The organism is Collimonas sp. OK412 (assembly GCF_900112135.1).
GTDB classification, from domain to species: Bacteria; Pseudomonadota; Gammaproteobacteria; order Burkholderiales; family Burkholderiaceae_D; genus Collimonas; species Collimonas rhizosphaerae.
This window is the reverse complement of record NZ_FOLC01000011.1, coordinates 66,284-89,294: the sequence shown is the minus strand read 5'-3', so window position 1 is coordinate 89,294 and position 23,011 is coordinate 66,284. Positions and strand designations below refer to the sequence as shown.

At 59.0% G+C, this 23,011-nt stretch carries 16 protein-coding genes, 1 tRNA gene and 1 pseudogene; 7 read left to right on the top strand and 11 right to left on the bottom strand.

What is annotated here, in order from left to right; translation table 11 throughout:
• Positions 1-4: 4 nt before the first annotated feature.
• Both BM062_RS13455 and BM062_RS13450 read right to left on the bottom strand, forming a co-directional pair.
• On the bottom strand, positions 5-949 hold the full coding sequence (locus tag BM062_RS13455; protein ID WP_092397626.1) for an AraC family transcriptional regulator: 945 nt from the start codon (positions 947-949) through the stop codon (positions 5-7).
• A complete protein-coding gene (locus BM062_RS13450; RefSeq protein WP_092397624.1) occupies positions 933-2,378 on the bottom strand; it encodes an aldehyde dehydrogenase family protein in 1,446 nt (481 codons plus the stop codon). The genes BM062_RS13455 and BM062_RS13450 overlap by 17 nt, the downstream gene beginning before the upstream one ends.
• 371 nt (positions 2,379-2,749) lie before the next feature.
• On the opposite strand from BM062_RS13450, the gene BM062_RS13445 reads away from it, so the two are divergent.
• The 5 genes from BM062_RS13445 (at position 2,750) to BM062_RS13425 (ending at position 11,059) form a co-directional block, all read left to right on the top strand.
• Positions 2,750-5,212 carry a type VI secretion system Vgr family protein gene (locus BM062_RS13445; RefSeq protein ID WP_092397622.1) on the top strand — a complete coding sequence of 821 codons (2,463 nt, stop codon included), beginning with the start codon at positions 2,750-2,752 and terminating at the stop codon, positions 5,210-5,212.
• An 11-nt stretch (positions 5,213-5,223) separates the two neighbouring features.
• Positions 5,224-6,285, top strand: a complete 1,062-nt coding sequence (locus tag BM062_RS13440; RefSeq protein WP_092397620.1) for a DUF4123 domain-containing protein — start codon at positions 5,224-5,226, stop codon at positions 6,283-6,285.
• Positions 6,286-6,675: 390 nt separating this feature from the next.
• Entirely contained in the window at positions 6,676-9,312 is a 2,637-nt protein-coding gene (locus BM062_RS13435; protein WP_175500999.1) for a metallophosphoesterase, read from the top strand.
• A gap of 89 nt (positions 9,313-9,401) precedes the next feature.
• Positions 9,402-10,562, top strand: a complete 1,161-nt coding sequence (locus BM062_RS13430) for a right-handed parallel beta-helix repeat-containing protein (RefSeq protein WP_092397616.1) — start codon at positions 9,402-9,404, stop codon at positions 10,560-10,562.
• Positions 10,563-10,780: 218 nt separating this feature from the next.
• Positions 10,781-11,059 (top strand): PAAR domain-containing protein, encoded by a 279-nt coding sequence (locus tag BM062_RS13425; protein WP_092397614.1) that lies wholly within the window; start codon positions 10,781-10,783, stop codon positions 11,057-11,059.
• 138 nt (positions 11,060-11,197) lie between these two features.
• Here the strand turns inward: BM062_RS13425 and BM062_RS25580 are convergent, their stop codons facing one another.
• Positions 11,198-11,362, bottom strand: a complete 165-nt coding sequence (locus BM062_RS25580) for a hypothetical protein (RefSeq protein ID WP_175500998.1) — start codon at positions 11,360-11,362, stop codon at positions 11,198-11,200.
• Positions 11,363-11,723: 361 nt separating this feature from the next.
• Between BM062_RS25580 and BM062_RS13415 the strand changes: the two genes are divergently transcribed.
• On the top strand, positions 11,724-12,929 hold the full coding sequence (locus tag BM062_RS13415; protein WP_254785065.1) for an ABC transporter substrate-binding protein: 1,206 nt from the start codon (positions 11,724-11,726) through the stop codon (positions 12,927-12,929).
• Positions 12,930-13,226: 297 nt separating this feature from the next.
• On the opposite strand, the gene BM062_RS13410 is transcribed toward BM062_RS13415, so the two are convergent.
• The 8 genes and pseudogenes from BM062_RS13410 to BM062_RS13375 all read right to left on the bottom strand — a co-directional run bounded on the left by BM062_RS13410 (position 13,227) and on the right by BM062_RS13375 (position 21,536).
• A tRNA-Thr gene (locus tag BM062_RS13410) sits at positions 13,227-13,302 on the bottom strand.
• A 72-nt stretch (positions 13,303-13,374) separates the two neighbouring features.
• Positions 13,375-14,865, bottom strand: a complete 1,491-nt coding sequence (xylB, locus tag BM062_RS13405; protein ID WP_092397608.1) for a xylulokinase — start codon at positions 14,863-14,865, stop codon at positions 13,375-13,377.
• A gap of 150 nt (positions 14,866-15,015) precedes the next feature.
• On the bottom strand, positions 15,016-16,419 hold the full coding sequence (gene dalD, locus BM062_RS13400) for a D-arabinitol 4-dehydrogenase (protein ID WP_092397606.1): 1,404 nt from the start codon (positions 16,417-16,419) through the stop codon (positions 15,016-15,018).
• Between the two features lie 49 nt (positions 16,420-16,468).
• Positions 16,469-17,611, bottom strand: a complete 1,143-nt coding sequence (gene ugpC / locus BM062_RS13395; protein ID WP_092397604.1) for a sn-glycerol-3-phosphate ABC transporter ATP-binding protein UgpC — start codon at positions 17,609-17,611, stop codon at positions 16,469-16,471.
• 70 nt (positions 17,612-17,681) lie between these two features.
• Positions 17,682-18,383: an HAD-IA family hydrolase gene (locus BM062_RS13390; protein WP_092397602.1), complete on the bottom strand. Its 702-nt coding sequence runs from the start codon at positions 18,381-18,383 to the stop codon at positions 17,682-17,684.
• Positions 18,380-19,162: pseudogene (locus tag BM062_RS13385) on the bottom strand (carbohydrate ABC transporter permease); the annotation flags it as partial. The pseudogene BM062_RS13385 and the gene BM062_RS13390, both read right to left, overlap by 4 nt.
• Before the next feature lie 29 nt (positions 19,163-19,191).
• A complete protein-coding gene (locus tag BM062_RS13380; protein WP_254785064.1) occupies positions 19,192-20,121 on the bottom strand; it encodes a carbohydrate ABC transporter permease in 930 nt (309 codons plus the stop codon).
• A 140-nt stretch (positions 20,122-20,261) separates the two neighbouring features.
• A complete protein-coding gene (locus BM062_RS13375; RefSeq protein WP_371326586.1) occupies positions 20,262-21,536 on the bottom strand; it encodes an ABC transporter substrate-binding protein in 1,275 nt (424 codons plus the stop codon).
• Positions 21,537-21,934: 398 nt separating this feature from the next.
• Here BM062_RS13375 and BM062_RS13370 point away from each other — a divergent pair, with 398 nt between their 5' ends.
• Positions 21,935-22,894, top strand: a complete 960-nt coding sequence (locus BM062_RS13370) for a sugar-binding transcriptional regulator (protein WP_092397764.1) — start codon at positions 21,935-21,937, stop codon at positions 22,892-22,894.
• Positions 22,895-23,011 lie beyond the last annotated feature (117 nt).

The following is a 23,011-nucleotide window of genomic DNA, read 5'->3' as shown; positions in this document are numbered from 1 at the left end:
TGTTTTACCGATCCAGTTCATGGTGTTTCAAATACTCCATGTCTTGCAGCGGCGAGGCTCCGAACAGCCGGCGATACTCCCGGCTGAATTGCGATGGGCTTTCATAGCCCACCTTGAAGGCCGCCGTGGCGGCTTCGATGTTGCCGCCCAAGAGCAGCTTGCGCGCTTCCAGCAAGCGTATCTGCTTTTGATACTGCAAGGGGCTCATGACGGTGATGGCCTTGAAGCGGTGGTGCAGGTTCGATACGCTCATGCTGACCGTCTTGGCCAGCTTCTCGATCTGCATCGGTTCGGCGTAGTTGGTCTTGATCCAGTGGATCGCCTGGTTGACTCCTTTTTCCTGGTAATGGGCCAGCACGGTCTGGCCCAGCACGTCGCCGTCTTTGGCAGTGATCAGGCGATACAGGATTTCCTGCTTGACCAGGGGCGCCAGTGCGGCCAGGTCCCGGGGTTTCCGCAATAACCGCAACAAGCGCAGGAATGCATCCTGCAGTTCAGCATCCGATTCCTCCACATAGGCGCCGGCGCGCGAGCGGGAATTCTTTGGGACCGGGATATTGCTTTCGATGACCTGCGCTGCTATTTCCCTGGCGTCCAGGTCGATCCTTATCCCAAGATAAGGCTGCGCGGCAGATGCTTCCACCACCTGGCCTGAAACCGGCATGTCGATTGCGGACAGCACATAACTGCCGCTGCCGTAGTGCGTGATCTCGGTTCCGATCAAGACCTTTTTTGTCCCCTGCAGCACCAGGCACATCGACGGCTCCAGCATGCCCCTGCTGAGTTCGGTGGGGCGGGTGAAGCGGATGAACGAGAGATAAGGCAGCGCGGTGGAGACGTCGCGCTGTTCTTCAGGAATGTTTTCGAAATGGCTCAGCACCTCCGCCCGCAGGAGGTCCAGCGGGCCGGAGGAAGATATCGGAGGATTGCCGCTATTGCGCATTTTCATTGCTTGTTTCACCGTGACCCATGACGGCTTTCGGCTCCAGGTAGGCTTCAAGTCCATATGTGCCGAATTCCCGGCCGATGCCGGATTGCTTGAATCCGCCAAACGGGGCTCTGGGTTCATCATACATGCCATTGATGAACACCCGGCCGGCGACGATCCGGGCCGCCACCTTGTTTGCCCTGCCGACATCCGCCGAACTGACGAAAGCGTGCAAGCCATAGACAGTATCGTTCGCGATGTCGATGGCTTCCTCCTCGGTTGCATAGCTCAGGATGACCAGCACCGGCCCGAAAATTTCTTCTTTTGCAATCCGCATGTCCATGGTGACGTTCGCGAATACGGTGGGCTGCACGAAATAGCCCTGGTCCAGCCCGACCGGATGGCCGGCGCCGCCGACCAGCAATTCCGCGCCTTCTTCCACGCCCAGGCGGATATAGCGCTGCACGCGGTCATATTGGGTTTGCGTGACCATCGGCCCGATCGCCGTGTCGGGGTTGTGCGGATCCCCCACTTGCAAGGCTTGCATCGCTTTTGCTGCCAGGCGCTTGACTTCATCCAGGCGGCTCGCAGGAACGATCAGGCGGGTGCCTGCCATGCACGCCTGGCCGCTGTTGACGGTCGCCGCCGCTATTGCGACAGGAATGGCTTGTTCCAGGTCCGCATCATCCAGGATCACGTTTGGAGATTTGCCGCCGAGTTCCAGGGTTACCCGCTTCATGGTGTCGACCGCGCCGCGTGCGATGGTTTTGCCGACATCGGTCGAGCCGGTAAACGAAATCTTGGCAATGTCGGGATGGCGGGTGATTTCCGCGCCCACCGTGGCGCCGCGGCCGGTGACGATGTTGAACACGCCGGCCGGCAAACCGGCGGCATGCAGGCACTCGGTCAGCAGCTGGGTTTGCAGGGAACTCAGTTCGCTGGGCTTGATCACGGCAGTGCTGCAGGCGGCAATCGCCATGGCCAGCTTGCTGCAGATGAAACCGTAGTTGGCGTTCCAGGGAGTGATGAGGCCGACCACGCCGAGCGGCTCCAGCACCACTTTGGAGATGCCGACATGCTTGACGAAATCGAATGTCTTCAGCAGTTCCCTGGCCTGAAGAAAGCTGTTGGCCGCGCGCTGCGTGGTGGCACTGCTCGTGCGGTACGGGCCGCCGTACTCTTCGATCATGGTCTCCCGCAGTTCGTCCGAGCGGGCTGCTACGGCATCGTGCAAGCGCTGCAGATACGCCATGCGCTGTTCTTTGGTGGTTTGCGAAAAACTCTTGTAGGCAGCCTTCGCCGCTGCAATCGCGGCTTGTGCATCCTGTTCATCGGCGAGCGTGACTTTGCCGATCACCGTCCTGGTCGATGGATTGACGAGTTCAAATATTTCAGTGCCGTGGGGTTTGATGAATCTGCCGTTGATATAGATATGGTCTACCGTTTTCATGGGATCTCCGTTGATGGATAAAACGTTGATTTCATCTTAGGCGGGCAGGCATCGGGCAGGGTAGACCAATGCTGTGCGAGGATTGCCTGATTCTGCCGAATCGGCATGTGGCGGACTGCATGCAGATGGCCGCGGAGTGCCCGCAAATGGCGCTTTGGCGGCGGCCGGTCCGGGACGCATGCCGGATGCTGTCTCTGAATTCCAACAAGAGTGTTAATTCTTGCAAAGTATCCGGATTAATAATATTTCCCGTTGGTAATTAACAGTGCTGGCAGTTATGATTTGATAAGATTTGCCTTCAGGTAAAATATAACGTTAAATATTGTTTAAATAACATTTATCAGTAACGGTTCAATTTCGAGGAACCCCGCATGAGCAGTTTGCCTCAATCCATCCTGGCCTTGGTGCAGGATCGCCAGCATAACCGGATATTGCGCCTGTCTTTCCCCCATGGCGACGGGCCGCGCACGACATTGGTGGCGAATCGCCTCGAAGCCGAAGAAGGCTTGTCGCGCGATTTCGAATACAGGGTTGAAGTGCTGGCGGACGACGCCAGCATCCCGCTCAAGGATATCCAGGGCAAGATGGTGACCGTGGAACTGGTGCGCGGCGATGGCAGCCTGCGCTATTTCAACGGCTATGTCTTCGAGTTCCGGCTGGCCAGGACCGACGGCAGCGTGGCGTTTTACTCGATGGTCCTGAAGCCGTGGCTGGCCTATCTCCGGCTCCGCAAAAACAATCTTCTGTTCCATGGCAAGACGCTGAACGAGCAAACGCAAAACATCTTCAGCGATTACGGCGCGCATGCCGACTGGGATTCACGCGTCAAGGGCAGCGACCTGCCGTTTACCATGGCCTGCCAGTTCGACGAATCCGATCACAACTATCTGCACCGGCGCTGGGAAGCCGCTGGCTGGCACTACTGGTATGAGCATTCCGAGAAGGGGCATCAGCTGGTCCTGTCGGACGATTCGACGCAGGCCGAACCGATCGCCGGCAGCAGTCCGGAAATCCGTTTCCAGCGCCACGCCGGCGCGCAGGAAGAAGACGCCATCGGCGAATGGACGCCGGTGCGGCAGATCGTCCCGGGCCGGGTCGCCCTGTCGGGATTCAATTTCAAGGCGCCGATCCCGGCCAACCTCGACATCCCGACCATCAACCAGCAAGGCGACGTGCTCGATGTCGAGTCGTACGAATACGCAGGCGCATATGGCTTCAAGGACCGCCAGGATGGCGACGCCATGGCCAAGCGGCAGATGGAGCAGATTGAAGCCAGCGGCAAGCATGTGGCGGCGGCAGGCAACAGCCGCTTTGCCGTGCCGGGGCGTTCGTTCGTGCTGACCGGACACTTCAACGTCGGCGCCTCCGGCCAGGCGGGGGGGGCGGACAAGAATGCGTTCCTGATCGTCAGCGTGGTCCATAGCGCCAGCAACAATTACCTGCAGCAGGCTGACCAGGCGGCGGCCTATGACAACCGCCTGGTCTGCATCCGCAAGAGCATCCCGTGGCGTCCGGTGCGCGGCTTCAATAGCGTCGACACCAGGATCCAGGCGCCGCAGACGGCGACTGTGGTCGGGCCGGCCGGGCAGGATGTCTACGTCGACGAATTCGCCAGGGTCAGGCTGCAATTCCATTGGGACCGCATCGGCGCCAATGATGAAAAGAGTTCGGCCTGGGTGCGTGTCGCCAGTCCTTGGGCCGGCAGCGACCTCGGCTCCATCTCCACCCCGCGCATCGGCTCCGAATGCATCGTCCAGTGGCTGGACGGCAATCCGGACCATCCGATCATCACCGGCGCCGTCTACAACCAGAGCAACATGCCGCCATGGCAGCTGGCCGGCCAGCAGGTCCTGACCGGCATGCGCAGCCGCGAGTTCGGCAATGGCGGCAGCGGCCGCAGCAACCACCTGATCCTGGACGACAGCAACGGCAAGATCCAGGCGCAGCTGAAAAGCGACCATCAGCACAGCCAGCTTTCCCTCGGCAACATCACGCGCATCGAGGACAATGCCGGGCGCAAGGATTTCCGCGGCGAAGGTTGGGAATTGCGCACCGACGGCCACGGCGTCGCCCGTTCCGCCAAGGGCATGCTGATCACTACCGAGGCGCGCGCCAATGCCGCTTCGCATATCAAGGATATGGGCGAAACGGTGCAGCGCTTGTCGGCGGCGACGGACAGCCATCAGGCGCTGGCCGAATTGGCCGAGCAGAGCGGCGCCCAGGAAGCGCCTGCACAGCAAACCAATGTCGCGCAGGCGCTCACAGGCCAGAACCAGGCAATCCAGGGCGGCGCTGCCGAAGGCGAGGGCAGTTTCCCTGAACTGGCGGCGCCGCACCTGGTGCTGAGCAGCCCGGCCGGGATCGAAACGACGACGGCGCAGTCGATGCATATCGCCAGCACCCAGCATACCGCGATCAGTTCCGGCAAGAGCCTGTCGATCGCCAGCGGCGACAGCCTGTTTGCCAGCGTCGCCCAGACCTTCCGCCTGTTTGTCCATAAGGCCGGCATGAAAATGATCGCAGCGGCAGGCGACATCGACGTCAAGGCGCTGTCGAACAACATCAACCTGCTGGCCAAGCTGAACATCAGCGTGACTGCCGAGCGCGTCACCATCACGGCCAAGGAAGAAGTCCTGATCAACGGCGGCGGCAGCTATGTCAAGCACAATGCCGGCGGCATCGAATACGGCACCAACGGTCCGCATCTGGTGCATGCGGCGAGCCGCAGCTGGCCTGGGCCGAAAAGCCTGCCGGTCAAGACCCAGCCCGATATCTGCGTCAGCTGCATGCAGGAAGCGAATCAGCAGGCTTCCACGCTGACCAAGCGGCTCTGAATGGATATCACATGAACGCTCCGTTACACGCAGTTCCAGATTCGGCAGAATCAACGCCATCGCATAATCCGCAACAATTCCTGGATGAAGTCGCGCAGGCGCTGAGCCACGATTTGCGCATCTTGCTGCGGCCGCCGCGCGCTGCCCAGTGTTACGCGCTGGTCAATGCGGGGCAATGCGCGCCGGGCAGCATCGCCAAGCTCATCGCTGACCACGAACTCGATGCGGAGCCTTTGTTTGCGCACACGGCAGAGGATGCGCACGTGGACCAGGGGCCATGGCTGTTGCGCCTGCCGCCGCAGCCTTCGGACGCTTTGCTGCTGCGCCTTGCCACCGACGCCGGCAACAGACAGGCGCTCAGCGTGATCGCCAGTCCGCTGCGCAATCACATACTGTGCGCCCATCTGCGCAGCTGGTTCAACGGCCTGCTGGAAGATAAGTCGCAAGTGCTGATGCGTTATTTCGACCCGCGCATCGGCCTGGACATGGCCCAATGCTGGCCGCAACCGGTGCGCCAGCAATTCCTCAGCGCGATGCAATGGTGGGCCAGCTGGGACCATTTGTTCGCGCCGCGCGTCATCCGCGGCGCAGCGCAGCCGCAGGCGGCCGCGCTCAGCGAACCGCTGGCAATCGGCGCCGAACTGCAGCTGGCGCTGGATCGCCTGAACCACGCCGAGCGGTTGCAAGCCCTGGTCCTGAAAGAAGATACCGATCCCGGCGAGCTCGACCACATCGCCGCGCCCGTGCTGCGTGTGATCGCCCATCTCCAGCTGCAGCTGGCCGAGCAGCTGGATTTGAACGAATGGAGCGACCAGCGGCTGCTGATCGCGCTTGGTTTGCGCATGCACCCGCGCGCTTGCGACGAGCCGCAGCTAAACGCCTTGCTGCGCGCCAGCGCCGCTGCAAAGGAATCGATCGCCGCCGTCATCGGGCGCATGCCCGCGGCGTATTGGGAAGCGCAGCAGGCCGATGCGCCGCGCAGCCTGGCGCTGCTCTCAGAAAAAATACTGACCCCGTTACGCCTGCGCCGCGCTGGAAACGTTTCCAGCCATCCGCTAGCGTCATTGGCCTAATACTTTTATCCGGACTCTTACATGGCTGATATTTCTTCAAGCGTAGCAAATGCCTCCAGCGGCAAGAACCAGACTCCCGGCGTTACCGAGTGCGAAAAAGATCCTCCTATCAGTGCTGTCATTCTTTATCCCAGCCTCGGCACGCCGTTGATCCTGGCGCCTGGGCAAACCAAGTGCAGCATTTTCCTGGGAGCGGCTGCGGAAGCGCGTACGCACTTCACCATTGATGAGAAGACCAAGCAGGCGCATACCATCCATTGCGCGACTGACCGCCATCTGCGCCTGTATGACATCAAGAAAAAGGACACAAAGACCGACACCACCCAGGGCACCTTGTTTGGGGATGGCAAGACATTTTCCAAGGCCAAGACAGCCATCAACGGCTGGCTGGTGGGCGACTTCGCTGCCGGGGCCTTGATCAAGAACCGGCACGGCCAGCCGTTTGCCACGATTTCAACCCAGGCCGCCGAAGTGTACCGGGGGCTAAGCCATGTCTACGAAATCGAGATAGACCTGACGCAAGGCCCGTTTACCAGTATTGGCACCGATGCCTTCAAAACGTTTGCCTGGATGGTGGAAATCGATGAGGAACATGCCCGTCATCAGGAATATCAAGGGGTTACCCATGTCGAAGGACAGGACATGTACATCCACGATTTCCTGCATAACCAGAAAAATGCCGCCGCCAATCATTTTGCGCGGCCCTATGAATTCAATCTCGATAATTTCCAGGCAACTGGCCTGCCGGCGCAGAGGACCGACCGGCTGATGAGCTGGCATCCGGTCATTCGCGGCAAGAGCGACACGCTCAAGATCGGCCATCTGTCAGATGTGCATGTGAATGTGCGCCACAATGCGTTGGCGCAATCTCCGGCCCGCGTGATCGAAGACGATGCGGCAGGCGCATTGGCGGACAAGGTCGGCGGCAAGGTGTGCAACAGTTTCATGGCTCTCAAGGATCTGTTTGAGCAATTCGGCAAGGGCGAGAACCGTGCCGATGCGATCTTTCTGACCGGCGACCTGATCGACTTCAACCGCAATATCGACCCGGACCAGGCCGGGGGAACCATTGGCGACCAATGGAGAAATTTCAACGTGCTCGGCAAGCTCGATGACAAAAACCTGTACAAGCGCGGCATGGACGATATGCTGATGTACAGCCTGGTGCGGCACTCTTACCGGGAATTGACGCTCCCCGTTTTCATGACGACCGGCAATCACGAGGCGTATGACGTGCCATACGGAGTCAGCCCGCGCGCCGACTCCAGTTTGAGCACCTGGGCTAACAAGATGGGGCGGATGGAAGAGATGGCAACCGGCATGTCGCCGGTGATGCCAACGATCAAGCGCGACGGATGGTGGTTCAAGACCTCTTCACGAGAAGAGCAGATAGCGGACCTGCGCAAGGACGTTGAGGCAGCCAGCGAGTGGATTGCCGGCAAGGCCAACGAAGGGATTGCCGCCGACCATAACATGACCATCTATGAAGCGACGCTGGCTTACGGTCCAACCTATGCGCAAATTTACACGGCGAGGAATTTTCACGCGGACAATTTCGACTGGTTCAGCGCCCTGTTCACGCCGCTGTCGGATTTTGTCATCCCATACGGCGCGAAACCGGATGATCCGGCCGGCAAAGATGCAAAGCAGGTGCTGTGCGGCCTGGAATGGGGCAACGGCGAGGTCTACATCAATTTGAGCATGGAAAAAGTAAAGGGGATGGCGGGCGACAGGGTCTGGCGCCAGAGCAGCAGCCCTGATGCGCAAGGCAGCACGGTATTGCCCCGTGCCACCCATTCGATTAACGACCAGCAGAAACATATCCTCAATTCTGCCGGGCTTTACAAGCAGAACTCCAAGGCAAAGCTGCTGGTGGCGACGCACTTCACCATCATCAACTACAACAAATCACCGCTGAATGCCAAGCTCAGCATCACGCCGTTTGACAGAGTGCTGTCGGAAGGGCAGGTCCGCGTCGTCGATACGCCAGCCTTCAATGATGCCAATTTCGGCACTTGTGAAAAGAATCTCAAGTGGTATTTCGATACCTGTGTCTTTGTCGACGATACGCGGCGTGTCAACCATCACTTGTCCGGCCATAGCCATCGTTCGGGACTGTACCGGCCGACGCCCGAAGACCGCCCTAACATGTTGAGACGGGCCAATATTGCCGATGCGCGTGATCCTGGGTTGCACGGAGAGCAAAAAAGTTCGGACCAGCACACCAATTTTATCGTCAGCAGCTGCGGCGGTCCGATCGGCGTGCAAAACCTGTATGGGGAGCTCAATGGCTGGACCCTGCGTCCGCCTAGCGGAACCTTGCTGGATGCTAAGGGTGGTGCGATTAAACAAGTCAAGACCAGCGATCCTAAAAAGAACACGCAGCCGCGCTTGTGCGTGGCGCTCGACTATCTGGCTGTCATGAGCCGTGGCGACAGCGACATAGCCATGCCGCTGAATTTCATGTGTACCGACTTCAAGCCTGGGCAGGCGCTTTTTTCCCGTACCGTGGATGTCACTCTTAGCGACCAGATGACAGGGTTGGCGTGTATTACTGGAATGAACATATGGGTATTTGTCGGGGGACGGGATGAAGAAACCGGCGACGCAAAAAAAACCTGGCACCGGCTCACGCCATCTTTCTCGGATGCGCCAAAGCAGTTGTTTGGCTCTTCCAGCGGCAGCAAAAAGCGCCTGACGTTTAGCGCATCGGATCTGAACGTGCTGGATAGCGCATTCAGGGCAAACGGCGGGACAAAAATTCCGCAAGCTTTTTGCGAAGTCCTGTTGAAGAAACCAACCGTTGCCGCCGGCCAGCCCGATTGGGGCAAAGACATGAACTTCAGCGATTCGTGGGTATTTCCGCTGGAGATTCAATTTAGAATAACGGAAATCGGAGCCGTGCCGCTTATCGGCAGGCCAGCCGGAGAGCGGGGCGAAGTGCCGGATTGGGGATGGTTATTTAAAACCTACCGGAACGGCCCGGGGAACAGCTATCCGGATCCTCAAAAAGTCATTAAAGGCTGAACATGATAATCATAACTTCACGGCGGAGTTTTCTGCGCCGTGTCAGTGTTTTTGCTTTGAGTCTAACCAACATAACAGGATGTGATGCCATGAGCAGCAAAAAACCAATTGGCGAATTTGGAAAAACTTTTGACTACCTGCAAAATCCGGAACTCCGCCAGAAAGAGAATGGCGACGCCCTCATAACAATAAATAGCGCGTCATTTGGCGGTACTGAATTTCATGGGCAGGCATGGCGCAACATCCGTTTCGTCGACTGCGATTTTGCAAGCTCATATGCCCTCAAATTGAAAAGCAGCGAAGATCTGCAATTCGACGGTTGCCGCTTTGGCGGAATTTTGGGATTCGGCAAAATGAATCGGGTCCAGTTTTCCAAATGCGCGGGTGTCGGCAAGCTGAACTTGATCGGCGATCCGGGCAGTACAAAAGTCCGTTTCGAAGACTGCAAGTTCCAGGGGGACGGCGCCGATCAAAATCATTTTGGCGCATTAGGGACCGAAGGCGAAACGGAGTTTACGCGCTGCCAGTTCAAGTACATGAGTATCTATGGCGATACCAAGCTGACTATCCGGGACTGTCAGTTTGAAAATGTTGATTGCCCGATAGATGCGGCGACAGGCGGCTCTGAAGTTCTTATAGAGAATTCCAAGCTGCGCGGAAATTTTGATATGCGTCCTGCCGCATTTTTATCCCTCACCATTCGCAATACCGTCATCGATAACATCGACCTGTCCGAAGCCACGGTCAAGGGCGATGTGCTGATGGAATCGCTGGATGCAGGTTATGTCAATGCCTTGTTTGGATCGGCGGCAAGCCTGACCATACGAAACAGCCAGGTCAAGGGGAACGGACGAGACGTATTCCAGACTTCGCCGGCCAAGATCGTACGTATCGACATTGATAATGTCACGTTTGGCAAAGCCAGCGAAGGGGTGTTTATCGGTGGAGGTTTTTCCAGCAAGAAGGAAATAGCGCGCGTCAACCAGTCCCTGCGTCTTCACAATTGCAAGATTCCTGTGCTGGCATCGAATCATATAAATACCGCAAACCTGATTCTCGATAATTGCGCCATCCAGGAAGCCAGTTTCAAGGAAAGCCGCATCAGCAGGCTCGATATCAAGAATACCAAGATCCTCGAAAGGCTTGATTTCACGAATACGCAGGTCGAAACGCAAGATTTAACGACACTGGCGCCGTATAAAGGACGCGTTGATAAATTAGACGGATCAAATGTAAAGCTGCCGGATTAAGGCGAACTGGCGTCTGATTCAACAATGAAAAGAGGCTTACCTGGCGGTGGGCAGCGCCATCGCCTTTCCGTTTGTGGGTATCGGCCTTATGGTGGCGATGAACGTGCTGTCCATGTATTCTGGTTCTTACAGATGAATTTAGGATCGTACGAGGCCGCGAAATTGCGAGTGTCGCCTGCTTGGTTTAATGTAGTTGGATTATTTTTTCAGGACAAATCATGGCTCTAAAAATCATCGTGGTGGGCGATAAAACCAGTCATGGCGGTCATGTGATCAGCGGTTCCCCCACACATAACGTGCTGGACAAGCCGATTGCACGGCTGGGCGACCTGGTCGAATGTCCGCTGGTCTATCCGGGCGGTAAACCGCACGGCGTCAACAAGATCATCGAAGGGCATTCGACGTTTATCCTTGACGGGATTCCCGTAGCGCTGGAAGGTCACAAGACCGAATGCGGCTGTACGCTGATCGGCAGCATCGGCGCCACTGTGGGATAAATCAAACAGTTCCGTTAAAATTTGTCGCTATTTTGAAACAAATTTGTACTGCAACCAAACACGCAATGAGGATGCAATTGTTTCGTTAGTTCAGGGGGACATTCTCCAGGCAATTGCTGACTCTGCGACCCGCTCGTATCAATCTTGCAGCCACCGCTCCTCGATCAGTCCAAAATCAGCAGTATAAGAAATGCTTTGATGCTTCTCCGTTGCTTGTAAAGGTGCGTGAGTTTTCTCTCGCTGCGGCTGATAAAAACGATCTAGCCAGGTAGCTGTTCGTTTGCGCGCCGAATTGATAATCATCTAGCCGTCCCCTCCATTGCCTGGCGAGCGCCGCCACCCTGTCGCAAGACCCCATGAAACCCGATTCGAACAGATCCTCGTGAATCTGTTTCAGGCTGCGCCGTTGCTTGCCGGATTTCACGCCTGGCGGCTTTGATACGTTGACGAGGATTGCCCGACATGCGTCATTGTCCGCAACACTGAAGGAAATCCCCACGCAGAACTAAGGGTTTCCTGATTACATTTTTCGTCAAATTTACTCACCATATGCTAATTGGAGAACTGGATAAAGGGAGGGCACAAAGTTTTTTCTGAAATTCCCGACTAACAAAAACAAAAAGAATGTTCAAATTCCATGGAGACAACGATGCAAGGAAACAGGATGTCCGGTGTCATTTTTTGCCTGATGACACTAGGATTTTACACAAACGCATTTGCCGAATTACCGCCGATCAAGATAGGAATCATTGGTCCTGTCACAGGAAAGTCATCGGAGGACATGGGGCAAAGTATTGTCGGCGGCGCCAGGGTATTCCTTGCCGACATCAATCAGATCGGTGGGGTCATGGGACGACGGATCGAACTGGTCGAGCGTGACGACCAAGCTAAACCGGAGCTCGGGGTTGCCATGGCCAAAGAATTGATCGAGAAGGAAAAAGTGGTCGCCGTGGTCGGTTTCGGCAATACCGGTGTTGCGCTGCCTGCGGCGAAAATATTCCAGGAAGCCAAGATCCCGTTGATCGTGACAGGCGCCACCGGCGCGGCGATTACCAAATCCTTCATGCCGCCGGCCTATCCGGTCAGCTATGTGTTCCGCTCTGGTACCAACGATGCGCTGCAGCCGATCGTGATTCTCAACGATGTGATCGATCGCCGCAAGATCGATAAAATTGCGCTGTTGCATGATGACAGCCCCTTTGGCCAGTTCGCCAAGCAAAACATACTGGCGGAGCTGGAACGGCGCAAGATCAAGCCAGTGCTGGTGGAGAGCTTCAAGGTTGGCGACATAGATATGACAATACAGCTGCAGCATGCGAAAGAAAACGGTGCTCAGGCGATCGTACTGTATTGCCTTGGCCCGGAAGGGGCAATGGTAGTGAAAAGCGCAGAAAAACTGAAATTGAAACTGCCGATGGTTGGGCCGTGGACTTTATCGCAACAGACATTCATAGACAAGTCAGGTGCGGCCGCTGAAGGTACGCGTACTTCAGTGACGTTCATTGAAAACGACCTAAGTTCAGTGAGTAATCAATTCTCGCTGACCTATCGAAACATTAACAAGGTTAACCACATTCCATCTGCCATGGTTGCCGCCCAGACCTATGATGCGCTGCGCTTGCTGACGCTGGCGTTATTCCAGGCCAACTCGGTGGACGGTTCGAAGATAAAGGATGCTCTAGAGAACTTGCAGGTGCACACAACATCTACAATCGTCTCGCGCTACTACAAGCCTTTCTCGCCGACCGATCATGAAGCGATAACCCTAAACATGATCGTCATGGGAGAAATCGCCAACGGCAAGGTCGTCTATGCTTATAAGGAAGATGCGAATAGAGGATCGATCGCACGTGTGAAAAACACCCAATAGACACATGGTCGTTATGGTGCCCCAAGACAGCGAAAAAAAAATGGCGTAGTCACGAGTGTCTTGGGGTGAACCAGCGCCAGCGCCGGGCTATCAATCACCTAACCAATTCGAAGCACAACACGCTCTGCAAGCGACTTGGATTCTCGATCAATCTTGGTCCAGCCCGAGAGAGGACTGCTAGATGACTATCAGTTTTGGACACAAATCAACAGATTGAGATTGAAATGAAAAAAACGCCGCAAAACCATGTATTTACGTGGTTTGCAGCGTTTTTTTGCGATTTCTTGAAATGTCTCGTGGTGCCGGAGAGAGGAGTCGAACCCCCGACCTCTTCATTACGAATGAATTGCTCTACCAACTGAGCTACACCGGCACTACTTTTGCAAAAGCCAATGCAAGAGTACGAATATATTCTAGCAGCAATCAACCGCCAAATTAAAGCAATTCAATGCCCAGGCAGGACGGCATCCGCATTCCGTTCAGGCCGGCAGCGGTAAATCTCGCGATAAGCCGCCAGGCGCGGCTGCAGTGCCGCGTGGCGCTGCGCATTCGGCGTAAATGCCTCGCGCAGCGGCGGCTTGGCGCAGATGACGGCTTCCTTGCCAGGCTGGTCGTTGGCAGCCAGCCAGGCCAGGCGGGCGGCGCCCAGCGCGCCGCCGGTTTCGCTGCCGATGTGGGTCACCATGCGCACATTCAGCGCATCGGCGATCAGTTGCGCCCAGTAAGGGCTGCGCGAACCGCCGCCTACCAGCGACAGCTCCGTGACCTCGGTGCCGGCGGTGTGCAAGGCTGCGAGGCCGTCGGCCATGCCGAAGGTGACGCCTTCGATCACGGCATATCCGAGCGCGGCGCGGCCGTGGGCGTGCGACAGGCCGTGGAATACGCCTTGCGCATAGGGATCGTTGTGCGGGGTGCGTTCGCCCGACAGGTAGGGCAGGAACAGCGGCGCGTTTTCCAGCGCAGCCGTATCCAGTTCGGCGATTTCCGCCAGTAGTGTGGCTTCGTCGACACTGACCAGCCGGCAGAACCAGCGCAGGCAGCTGGCGGCCGACAGCATCACGCTCATCTGGTGCCAGCGGCCGGGCAGGGCGTGGCAGAAGGCGTGCACCGCCTGGGCCGGGTTAGGGCGGAAACGGTCGTTGACGACGAACAGCACGCCCGAGGTGCCGAGCGAGACAAAACCGTCGCCGGGATTCACCGCGCCGATGCCTACCGCGCTGGCGGCGCCGTCGCCGCCGCCGCCGGCCACGATGACTTCCGGCGACAAGCCCCAGGCGTCAGCCACTTCAGGCAACAGCGTGCCTGACGATTCTCCGCCTTCGACCAGGCGCGGCATGTGCGAACGGCGCATGCCGGTCGCTGCCAGCAGTTCGTCCGACCAGTCGCGTTTGGCGACATCGAGCCACAGGGTGCCGGCCGCATCGGACGGTTCGGATACCTTGTTGCCGGTCATCTTCAGGCGCAGCCAGTCCTTCGGCAGCAGCACCATCTGCATGGCGGCAAATACTTCCGGTTCGTGGCGCGCCAGCCACAGCAGTTTGGGGGCGGTGAAACCGGGCATGGCCAGGTTGCCGGCGATCTGGTGCAATTGCGGCGCGCGTTCGGTCAGTTCGACGCATTCGCTGATGCTGCGCAAATCGTTCCACAGGATCGCCGGACGCAAGACGCGGTCTTGCGCGCCGAGCACTACGGCGCCGTGCATCTGGCCCGACAGGCCGATGGCGCGCACGGCGCGGAATTCTGCCGGCGCTTTTGCGCGCAGCTTGGCGATGGCTTCGCCGGTGGCTTGCCACCATTGCCCGGGATCCTGTTCCGACCAGCGCGGCTGCGGGCGCGACACGGTGAGCGCGCTGCCGGCGTCGGCCAGCAGCTTGCCGGACTGATCCATCAGGACGATCTTGACTTCCGAAGTGCCCAAATCGATGCCCAGATACATATCCCCATCCTTACGCGATTGCACCTCTATAAACCTACTGCGCGACCCAATCTCTGGTCTGCGATGCTCGCTGTACTGAAGTACAGCTGCGCTTCTCTACCAGACCTTGGGGCGCTCGCTACGGTTTATAGAGGCGCCGTTAAGTTAATATTATTTTTTTTCCTGCGCAAGCCAGTCCTGGACATGCACCAGCGCCGCGCGCAGCGGCAGCTCCAGCTGCGGGCTGCCAGCTAGTGTGCCCCATAAGGCGGGATCGGCGCAATAGGCGCGCACCGGGTCGGGGCTGCCGAGCATGGCGCGGGTCGCGTTTTCATCGAAGATGCCGTCCTGGTAGGCATAGGGCAGTTCGTTTTTCGCCCAGCGTTGCAGGAACAGGAAGAACAGCGCCGGCAGGACCAGGGTGGCGTGCGGCACGACGCCGCGGGCGATGCATTCCTGCAGGGTCGGCACGATGAAGCCGGGAATCTTGGAAAAGCCGTCGGCGGCGACGCGCTGGTTGCTGTCCTGGATATTCGGATTGCCGAAGCGCTCCAGCACCACATCGCGGTAGTCCGCCAGGTCGAGTGGGCTCGGCGTCAGGCAGGGAATCACGTCTTGCGTGACATAGTCGTATGCCATTTTGCGGATATCCGCCCGGGCGCAGCCCTCATGGATATAGTTCAGCCCAACCAGCGTGCCGGCCCAGGCGATGCAGCTATGGGTAGCGTTGAGTATGCGGATCTTGGCTTCTTCATAGGGCAGCACCGACTGCACCATTTCGACGCCGACCTTTTCCAGGGCCGGGCGGCCTGCGGCGAACCGGTCTTCGATCACCCACTGGATGAACGACTCTGCCATCAATGCGCAAGGATCGGCCTGGCTGAGCGCTTGCGCCACCCGTGTCCTGACTTCCTCGGTGGGGCGCGGCGTGATGCGGTCGACCATCGAGTTGGGGCTGCTGGTGTGGTCCGCCACCCATTGCTGCAAGTCGGTTTCGCCGCGCAATGCGAGGAACTGCAGCAAGCCGTCGTGGAAGCGTTCGCCGTTGTGGCGCAGGTTGTCGCAATTGAGCAGGGTGACCGGGCCGTTGCCGGCTGCGGCGCGTGCGCGCAGGATGGCGGTCAGGGCGCCGTAGACGGTGTTCAGTTCGCCTTGCAGGTCGGCGGCCAGGTCTGGATTGCCGGTGTCCAGCTTGTGGTGATGGTCCAGGTAGTAGCCGGCTTCGGTAACCGTGAACGAAATGATCCTGGTGCTGGCTTTGGCGCCGAACGCGGTCAGTTCCAGCAGCGCTGCGTCCCACGGCACGATGGTCTTGATCGAACGGATCGTTTCGTAGCTGCGCACGCCGCCCGGCGTCACGGTTTCCAGCGTATAGGCGCCGCCCTGGCGCTCCAGCGCGTCGAGCAGCGGCGTCATGTCGTCGCGGATGTTGGCCAGCGCCAGCGACCAGCTGGTGTCGCCGGTTTCCATCAGGTGATGCAGGTATACCGCCTGGTGGGCGCGATGGAAGGAGCCTGCGCCGATGTGCAGCCAGGTGTTGCCGGCTGCGTCAGTAGGAGAGGAGGTGGCTTGCATGGTGAGTCCTGGATAAATGATGGCTGACGCCGCTTTGGTAAATAATGTCTTATGCCGTCTGTGCAGTGGCTGGATGGTTCTGTCCGGTTGCGGAGACGGTTGCATCCAGCCGGCGCAAGGCGCGGCCGCCCTGGTCGAACAGGTGGCAACGCTGCGGATCGGCCGACACGCCGATTTCGCTGCCGCGCTGCATGTCCACCGTATCGGCCACGCGCAGCACCAGCGGTTCTTCGGACGCGGTGGAATCGGCGTACAGATAGGAGAAATCGCCCAGCGCTTCCAGCACCGTGAACTTTGCCTTCAGCATCGGATTGTGCGAATCGAGCATCAGGTGTTCGGCACGCACGCCGATGCTGACCGGCGCGCCGATCTGCAGGCTGCTGCCGTCGACCGCAACCGACTGGCGGCCGCCGCTGGCCAGCTCGACCAGCACGCCGTGATTGGCGATGGCCGCTACCTTGCCGTCGATGAAATTCATCTTTGGCGAACCGATGAAGCCCGCCACAAAACGATTCGCCGGGTGATGATAAAGCTGCTGCGGCGAGCCGACCTGTTCTACCCGGCCGGCGGACAGCACGACGATCTTGTCGGCCAGGGTCATGGCTTCGATCTGGTCATGGGTAACGTAGATCATGGTGGTCTTGAGCTGGTCGTGCAGCCGCGAAAATTCCAGGCGCATCTTGACCCGCAAGGCCGAATCGAGGTTCGACAAAGGCTCGTCGAACAGGAACACGCTGGGTTCGCGCGTGATGGCGCGGCCGATCGCCACCCGCTGGCGCTGGCCGCCCGACAAGGCTTTCGGCTTGCGGTCCAGCAGATGATCGATGTGCAGGGTCTTGGCGGCGCGCTGGACCGCGATGTCGATCTCGGCTTTCGATTTTCCCGCGATCTTGAGGCCGAACGCCATGTTGTCGTACAGCGTCATGTGCGGATACAGCGCATAGGACTGGAACACCATGGCGATGCCGCGCTTGGCCGGCGGCACGTCGTTCATGCGGGTGTCGCCGATGAACAGGTCGCCGCTGGTGATGTCTTCCAGGCCGGCGATCATGCGCAGCAGCGTGGATTTGCCGCAGCCGCTGGGGCCGACGAAGACGACGAATTCGCCATCCTCGATGTCGAGGTTGATGTCGCGCATGACTTCATTGTCGTCGTAGCTCTTGATGAGGTTCTTGATCGTTACGCCTGCCATGATGGTCTCCTTCTGTTTTGTTCTTGGATCGCCGCCGCGGATGGCGGCGATCCAGTGAAAATGCGTGGCATCAAGCCGTCTGTTTACTGAGCAGCTCGGTCAGTTGCCGCATGTCGTCGAATATGCGTTCGGCGCCGGCCGCCAGCAGCCGGGCGCCGGCCCGCTGGCGGTCGTGCGCGACGCCGGTGAAGCCGATGACGCGGATGCCGGCGGCAACCGCCGAACGGACGCCGGTGATGCTGTCGTCAATCGCGATGCATTGCCGGGGCGCCACGCCAAAGCCGGCGGCGGCAGCCAGGTAGACGTCCGGCGCCGGTTTCGGGCTGCCTAGTTCGTGGCCGCTGTGGATGTGGCCGTCGAACAGCTCCAGCAGATCGCAGCGGCGCAAGCCGGCATGGATGCGGTCCAGGCTGCTGTTGCTGGCGACCGCCTTCGGCAAGGCAATCGCCGCCAGTGCTTCCCTGACGCCGGGAACCGGATTGACTTCTTCGCTGCAGGCGCGGCCGACCGCGAGGTTGATCGCATCGTAGTCCGCCGCGCCCAGTCCCAGCTTGAATTCGCTGTCGACTTCATCCAGCAGCAGGTTGGTCATCATTCCCAGCCGCTCAGCGATTGCGCTGTGCAGCGCCGGGCCGGCCTGCAGCATGGACGGCGGCAAATACGGCGTCAGCTCGCGATGCAGGACGGCGAGGGCGATGCTCTCGCTATCGAGCAAAACGCCGTCGCAGTCGCAGATAAGGTGGCTGATATGGCTATCCATTGTTTTGCTCATTTCACCGCGCCGAAAGTAAGACCGCGCACCAGCTGCTTTTGCGCCAGCCAGCCGAGCACCATGATCGGCGCGATCGCCAGCAGCGAAGCGGCCGACAGCTTGGCCCAGAACAGTCCTTCCGGATTCGAGTAGGAAGCAATGAAAACGGTCAGCGGCGCGCCGCTGACGCTGGTCAGGTTGATGCTCCAGAACGCTTCGTTCCATGACAGGATGATCAGCAGCAGGGCCGTCGAGACCAGCCCGGGCATGGAGGTCGGCAGCAGCAGGTGCACCATTTCCTGCCAGGCATTGGCGCCGTCGATGCGCGCCGCTTCCAGGATTTCCTTGGGCACGTCGTTGAAGTAGGTGAACGCCATCCAGACCGCGATCGGCAGGTTGATCAGGGTGTAGATGATGGTCAGGCCGGTCACCGTATCGAGCAGGCCGGTATTCTTGGCCAGCAGGTAGATCGGGATCAGCACGCCTACCGCCGGCATCATCTTGGTCGACAGCATCCACAGCAGCAGTTTCTGGGTGCGCGCGGTGGGGAAGAACGCCATCGAATACGCTGCCGGCACCGCGATCAGCAGCGACAGGATGGTGGAGCCGAGCGAGACGATCAGCGAATTGCCGACGAAGTTCATGTAATTGCTGCGCGCCATCACTTCATGGAAGCTTTCCAGCGTCGGCCAGAAGATCAGGGTCGGCACGTAAGCCTGGTGTTCAGTCTTGAAGGCGGTGATGGCAACCCAGAAGATAGGGAAGAACAGCACGATGGCGCAGGCCCACGCTACCAGCCCCAGCCATAGGCGGTTTTTGTTTTTAGCGCTCATTTTTCGTTCGCTCCTTTCAGGTTCTTGGCCATCATCCGCACCAGGAAGAACGACACAATATTGGCCAGGACCACGGCGATGATGCCGCCGGCCGAGGCGATGCCGATATCGAACTGCTGCAGGCCGATCGAATACACCAGGTAAGCCAGGTTGGTGGTCGCCGTGCCCGGACCGCCGGCGGTCGTGGTGAAGATTTCGGCGAAAATCGACAGCAGGAAAATGGTTTCGATCATGATCACTACCGTGATCGCGCGCTTGAGATGGGGCAGCACGACATACCAGAACACCCGGATCGGTCCGGCGCCGTCCAGCTGCGCGGCTTCTTTCTGTTCCAGGTCGAGCGACTGCAACGCCGTCAGCAGGATCAGGAAGGCGAACGGGATCCATTGCCAGGCGACGATCATGATCACCGACAGCATCGGATATTCGGCCAGCCAGTCGATCGGCTCCAGGCCGGCCAGGCGCATGGCCCAGGCCAGCAGGCCGTAGACCGGATGCAGGATCATGTTTTTCCAGATCAGGGCGGCCACGGTAGGCATCACGAAGAACGGGCCGATCACCAGCAGGCGAGCGATGCCGCGGCCGAAGAACGGCTGGTCGAACAGCACCGCCAGCAGCGTGCCGGCGACCACGCTGATGACCAGCACCGAGCCGATCAGCAGCAGCGTATTGAGGATCGACGGCCAGAATGCCGGATCGTTGAACAGGAAGGCATAGTTGTCCAGCCCGACAAAACCGGTGACGTCCGGCATCATCAGGTTGTAGCGGATGACCGAGAAGTACAGCGTCATCGCCAGCGGCACGATCATCCACAGCAGCAGCAGGAACACCGAGGGCGTTTGCAGCAGCCGTACCGGCTTGAATTTGCTGGTGTTTGGCCGTACCGGCAGGGCCGCGCTGGCGACCTGGGCGGAAGGAATCGACATGATTTACCTCTTACGTTTTTGCGCTGCGGATGATGGACCTTGCAAGGGCATGGTCCGGCAGCGGCAAGGGAGGGCAGGCGGGCATAGCATCCGCCTGCGGGCCTGCTGTTTTTATTGACTGCGTGTTATTACTTGCGCTGTCATTTTATATACCGCCCTTGACGCATCACCCGGTCCGCCTGCGCCTGCGATGTCTGCAACGCAGCTTCGACGGTCGATTTGCCCGCCAGCGCGCCGGCAATCGCCTGGCCGACTACCGTTCCCAGCGACTGGAACTCGGGAATGGTGACGAACTGGATGCCGGTGTAAGGCACTTTCTGCAAGGTGGCATCCTTGGTGTCGGCCGACTGGATCGCATTCAGCACGAAGTCGGAATAAGGCGCCGCCTTTTTGTATTCAGGCGAAGCGTAGGTCGACATGCGGGTGCCTGGAGGGACCAGGCCCCAGCCCTTTTCCTTGGCGACCAGCTGCACATATTCCTTGGAAGTCGCCCAGGCCGCGAATTTCTTGGCGGCGTCCTGCGATTTCGACGATTTCGGAATCGCCAGCGACCAGATCCACAGCCAATGCGCGCCCTTAGGCGTGACCGCCACCGGCGCCGGCGCAAACGCTACCTTGCCGACCACTTTCGATTCCTTGCTGCTGTAGATCATGCCGGCGGCCACCGTGGCGTCGATCCACATGCCGCATTTGCCGCTGGAGAACAGCACCAGGTTTTCGTTGAAGCCGTTGGAGGTGGCGCCTGCCGGGCCGTACTTGCGCAGCAGGTCGACATAGGTGGTGACGGCGTTTTTCCATTCTGGCGAGTTGAGCTGCGGCTGCCATTTTTCATCGAACCAGCGGGCGCCGAAGGTATTCACCATAGTGCCGACCAGCGCCATGTTCTCGCCCCAGCCTGCACGGCCGCGCAGGCAGATGCCGGCGATGCCGTTCTGCTTGTCGGTCAGTTTTTCAGCGAAGCCGGCGATGTCCTGGAAGGTCGGGTGCTCGGGCATTTTCAAGCCCTTTTCCGCAAACAGGTCCTTGCGGTAATACGTCATCGAGCTTTCGGCATAGAACGGCAGCGCGTACAGTTTGCCGCCTTCGGTCAAGCCTTCGCGCACGGTCTTGATCAGGTCGCCTTCGTCGTAGCTGGCAGGCAAGCCTTCCATCGGCGCCAGCCAGCCTTTCTTGGCCCAGATCGGCGCCTCATAGGCGCCGATGGTCATCAGGTCGAACTGGCCGCTGCCGGTGGCGATGTCGGTGGTGACCCGCTGCCGCAGGACGTTTTCTTCCAGCACTACCCAGCGCAGCTTGATGTCAGGATTGGCGGTTTCGAAATTCGAGGAAAGTTTTTGCAATTCGATCATGTCAGGATTGTTGATCGTTGCGATGTTCACGGTGGTTGGCGCGGCCCAGGCGCTGTTGCAGAACATAGCCAGCAGGCTGAGTGGGGCCAGGGCGGCTGAAAACGAGCTTGCGCGGATGCTGCGACGTTTCATGTTTGTCTCCATTGTAGGAATGATCAATACGCCATGCCGACTTGCGCGGCTTCGCGTTATCACTTTCTCAGGCGGCGTTGATAGTGGTCGCCTGGAAAATTCTTTAACGTTGTCTTTTGCATCATGCCTTGCTGTTTTAAATGTTGAGCAAAAGACTTTTCGTTGAGCAAATAATCATGCATGATTCAAAGCGTGTCAAGATTTAGTTCTGCTGCGCTGCACTATCTGGGACAATTCCTGGGTCGAATGCCAAAAACAAGGCAGTAGCGGCCCAGGCGATGCATGTCGTGGAGACGCATGCCGGGCGCACCGTGCCCAAAAAAGGAAATCAGATGGCAAATGAAAAGCTGGATCTCGCCGCGCGCGCGGCGTGGATGTATTACGTGGCCGGCAATACCCAGAACGAAATCGCCGACCACCTGGGAATCTCGCGCCAGATGGCGCAGCGGCTGGTGGCTTATGCGCGTGAGTCGGGGCTGGTCAAGGTCAGGGTGGAGCATCCGGTATCGACTTGCCTGGAGCTGGCCGCGGCATTGCAGCAGCGCTACGGCCTGGAGCAATGCCATGTGGTGCCGAGCACGGGCGCGGGCGGCAACGTGGTCGACGACGCCGGCGTGCAGCAGATGCTGGCCGTGGTCGGCGCCGAGGTGATGGAGCGCTATCTGCAGCAAGAGACGCCGCTGGTGGTCAACGTCGGTTCCGGGCGGACCTTGAAGGCGGTGCTGGAAGCTGTCACTGAAATGGAACGGCCGCAGCATCGGATCGTGTCGATGGTGGGAGCGATTGCCGCCGACGGCTCATCGAATCGCTATGACGTGGCGCTTACCGCCGCCGACAAGATCCAGGCTCGTTTCTTTTTCCTGCCGGCGCCGCTGGTGGCTGACAGCGCCGACGACATGCGCCAGTGGTGCAGCCACCGCGTGTATCGCATCGTGGCCGACCTGGCGCAGCATGCCGACGTCACTTTCATCGGCGTCGGCACCATTGCCCCAGGCTGTCCGATGCACGAAGACGGTTTCATCACCGCCGAAGAAGTGGCGCAATTGCAGGGATACGGCGCAGTGGGAGAAATGATCGGCCACGCCATCGCCGGCGACGGCCGCCTGATCGCATCGCCGCTTGAAGACCGCGTCACCAGCTTGCCGCTGACGTCGCCGCCGGCGCGCCCGGTGATCGGCATGGCAGGCGGCGTCAAGAAAGCAGAAGCGATCCGCGCCGTGCTGCGCGGCGGCTGGTGGTCCGGCCTGATCACCGACGAATACTGCGCCCGCTACGCGCTGCAGGACGAGTAATTAGGGTCAGAGTCAAATTGTTGACCGGTCAACAATTTGACTCTGACCCTAATAAACGCAAACAATTTGACTCTGACCCTAATTGACTGCTTGCGGGGTACTTGTGCTTTCGGATCG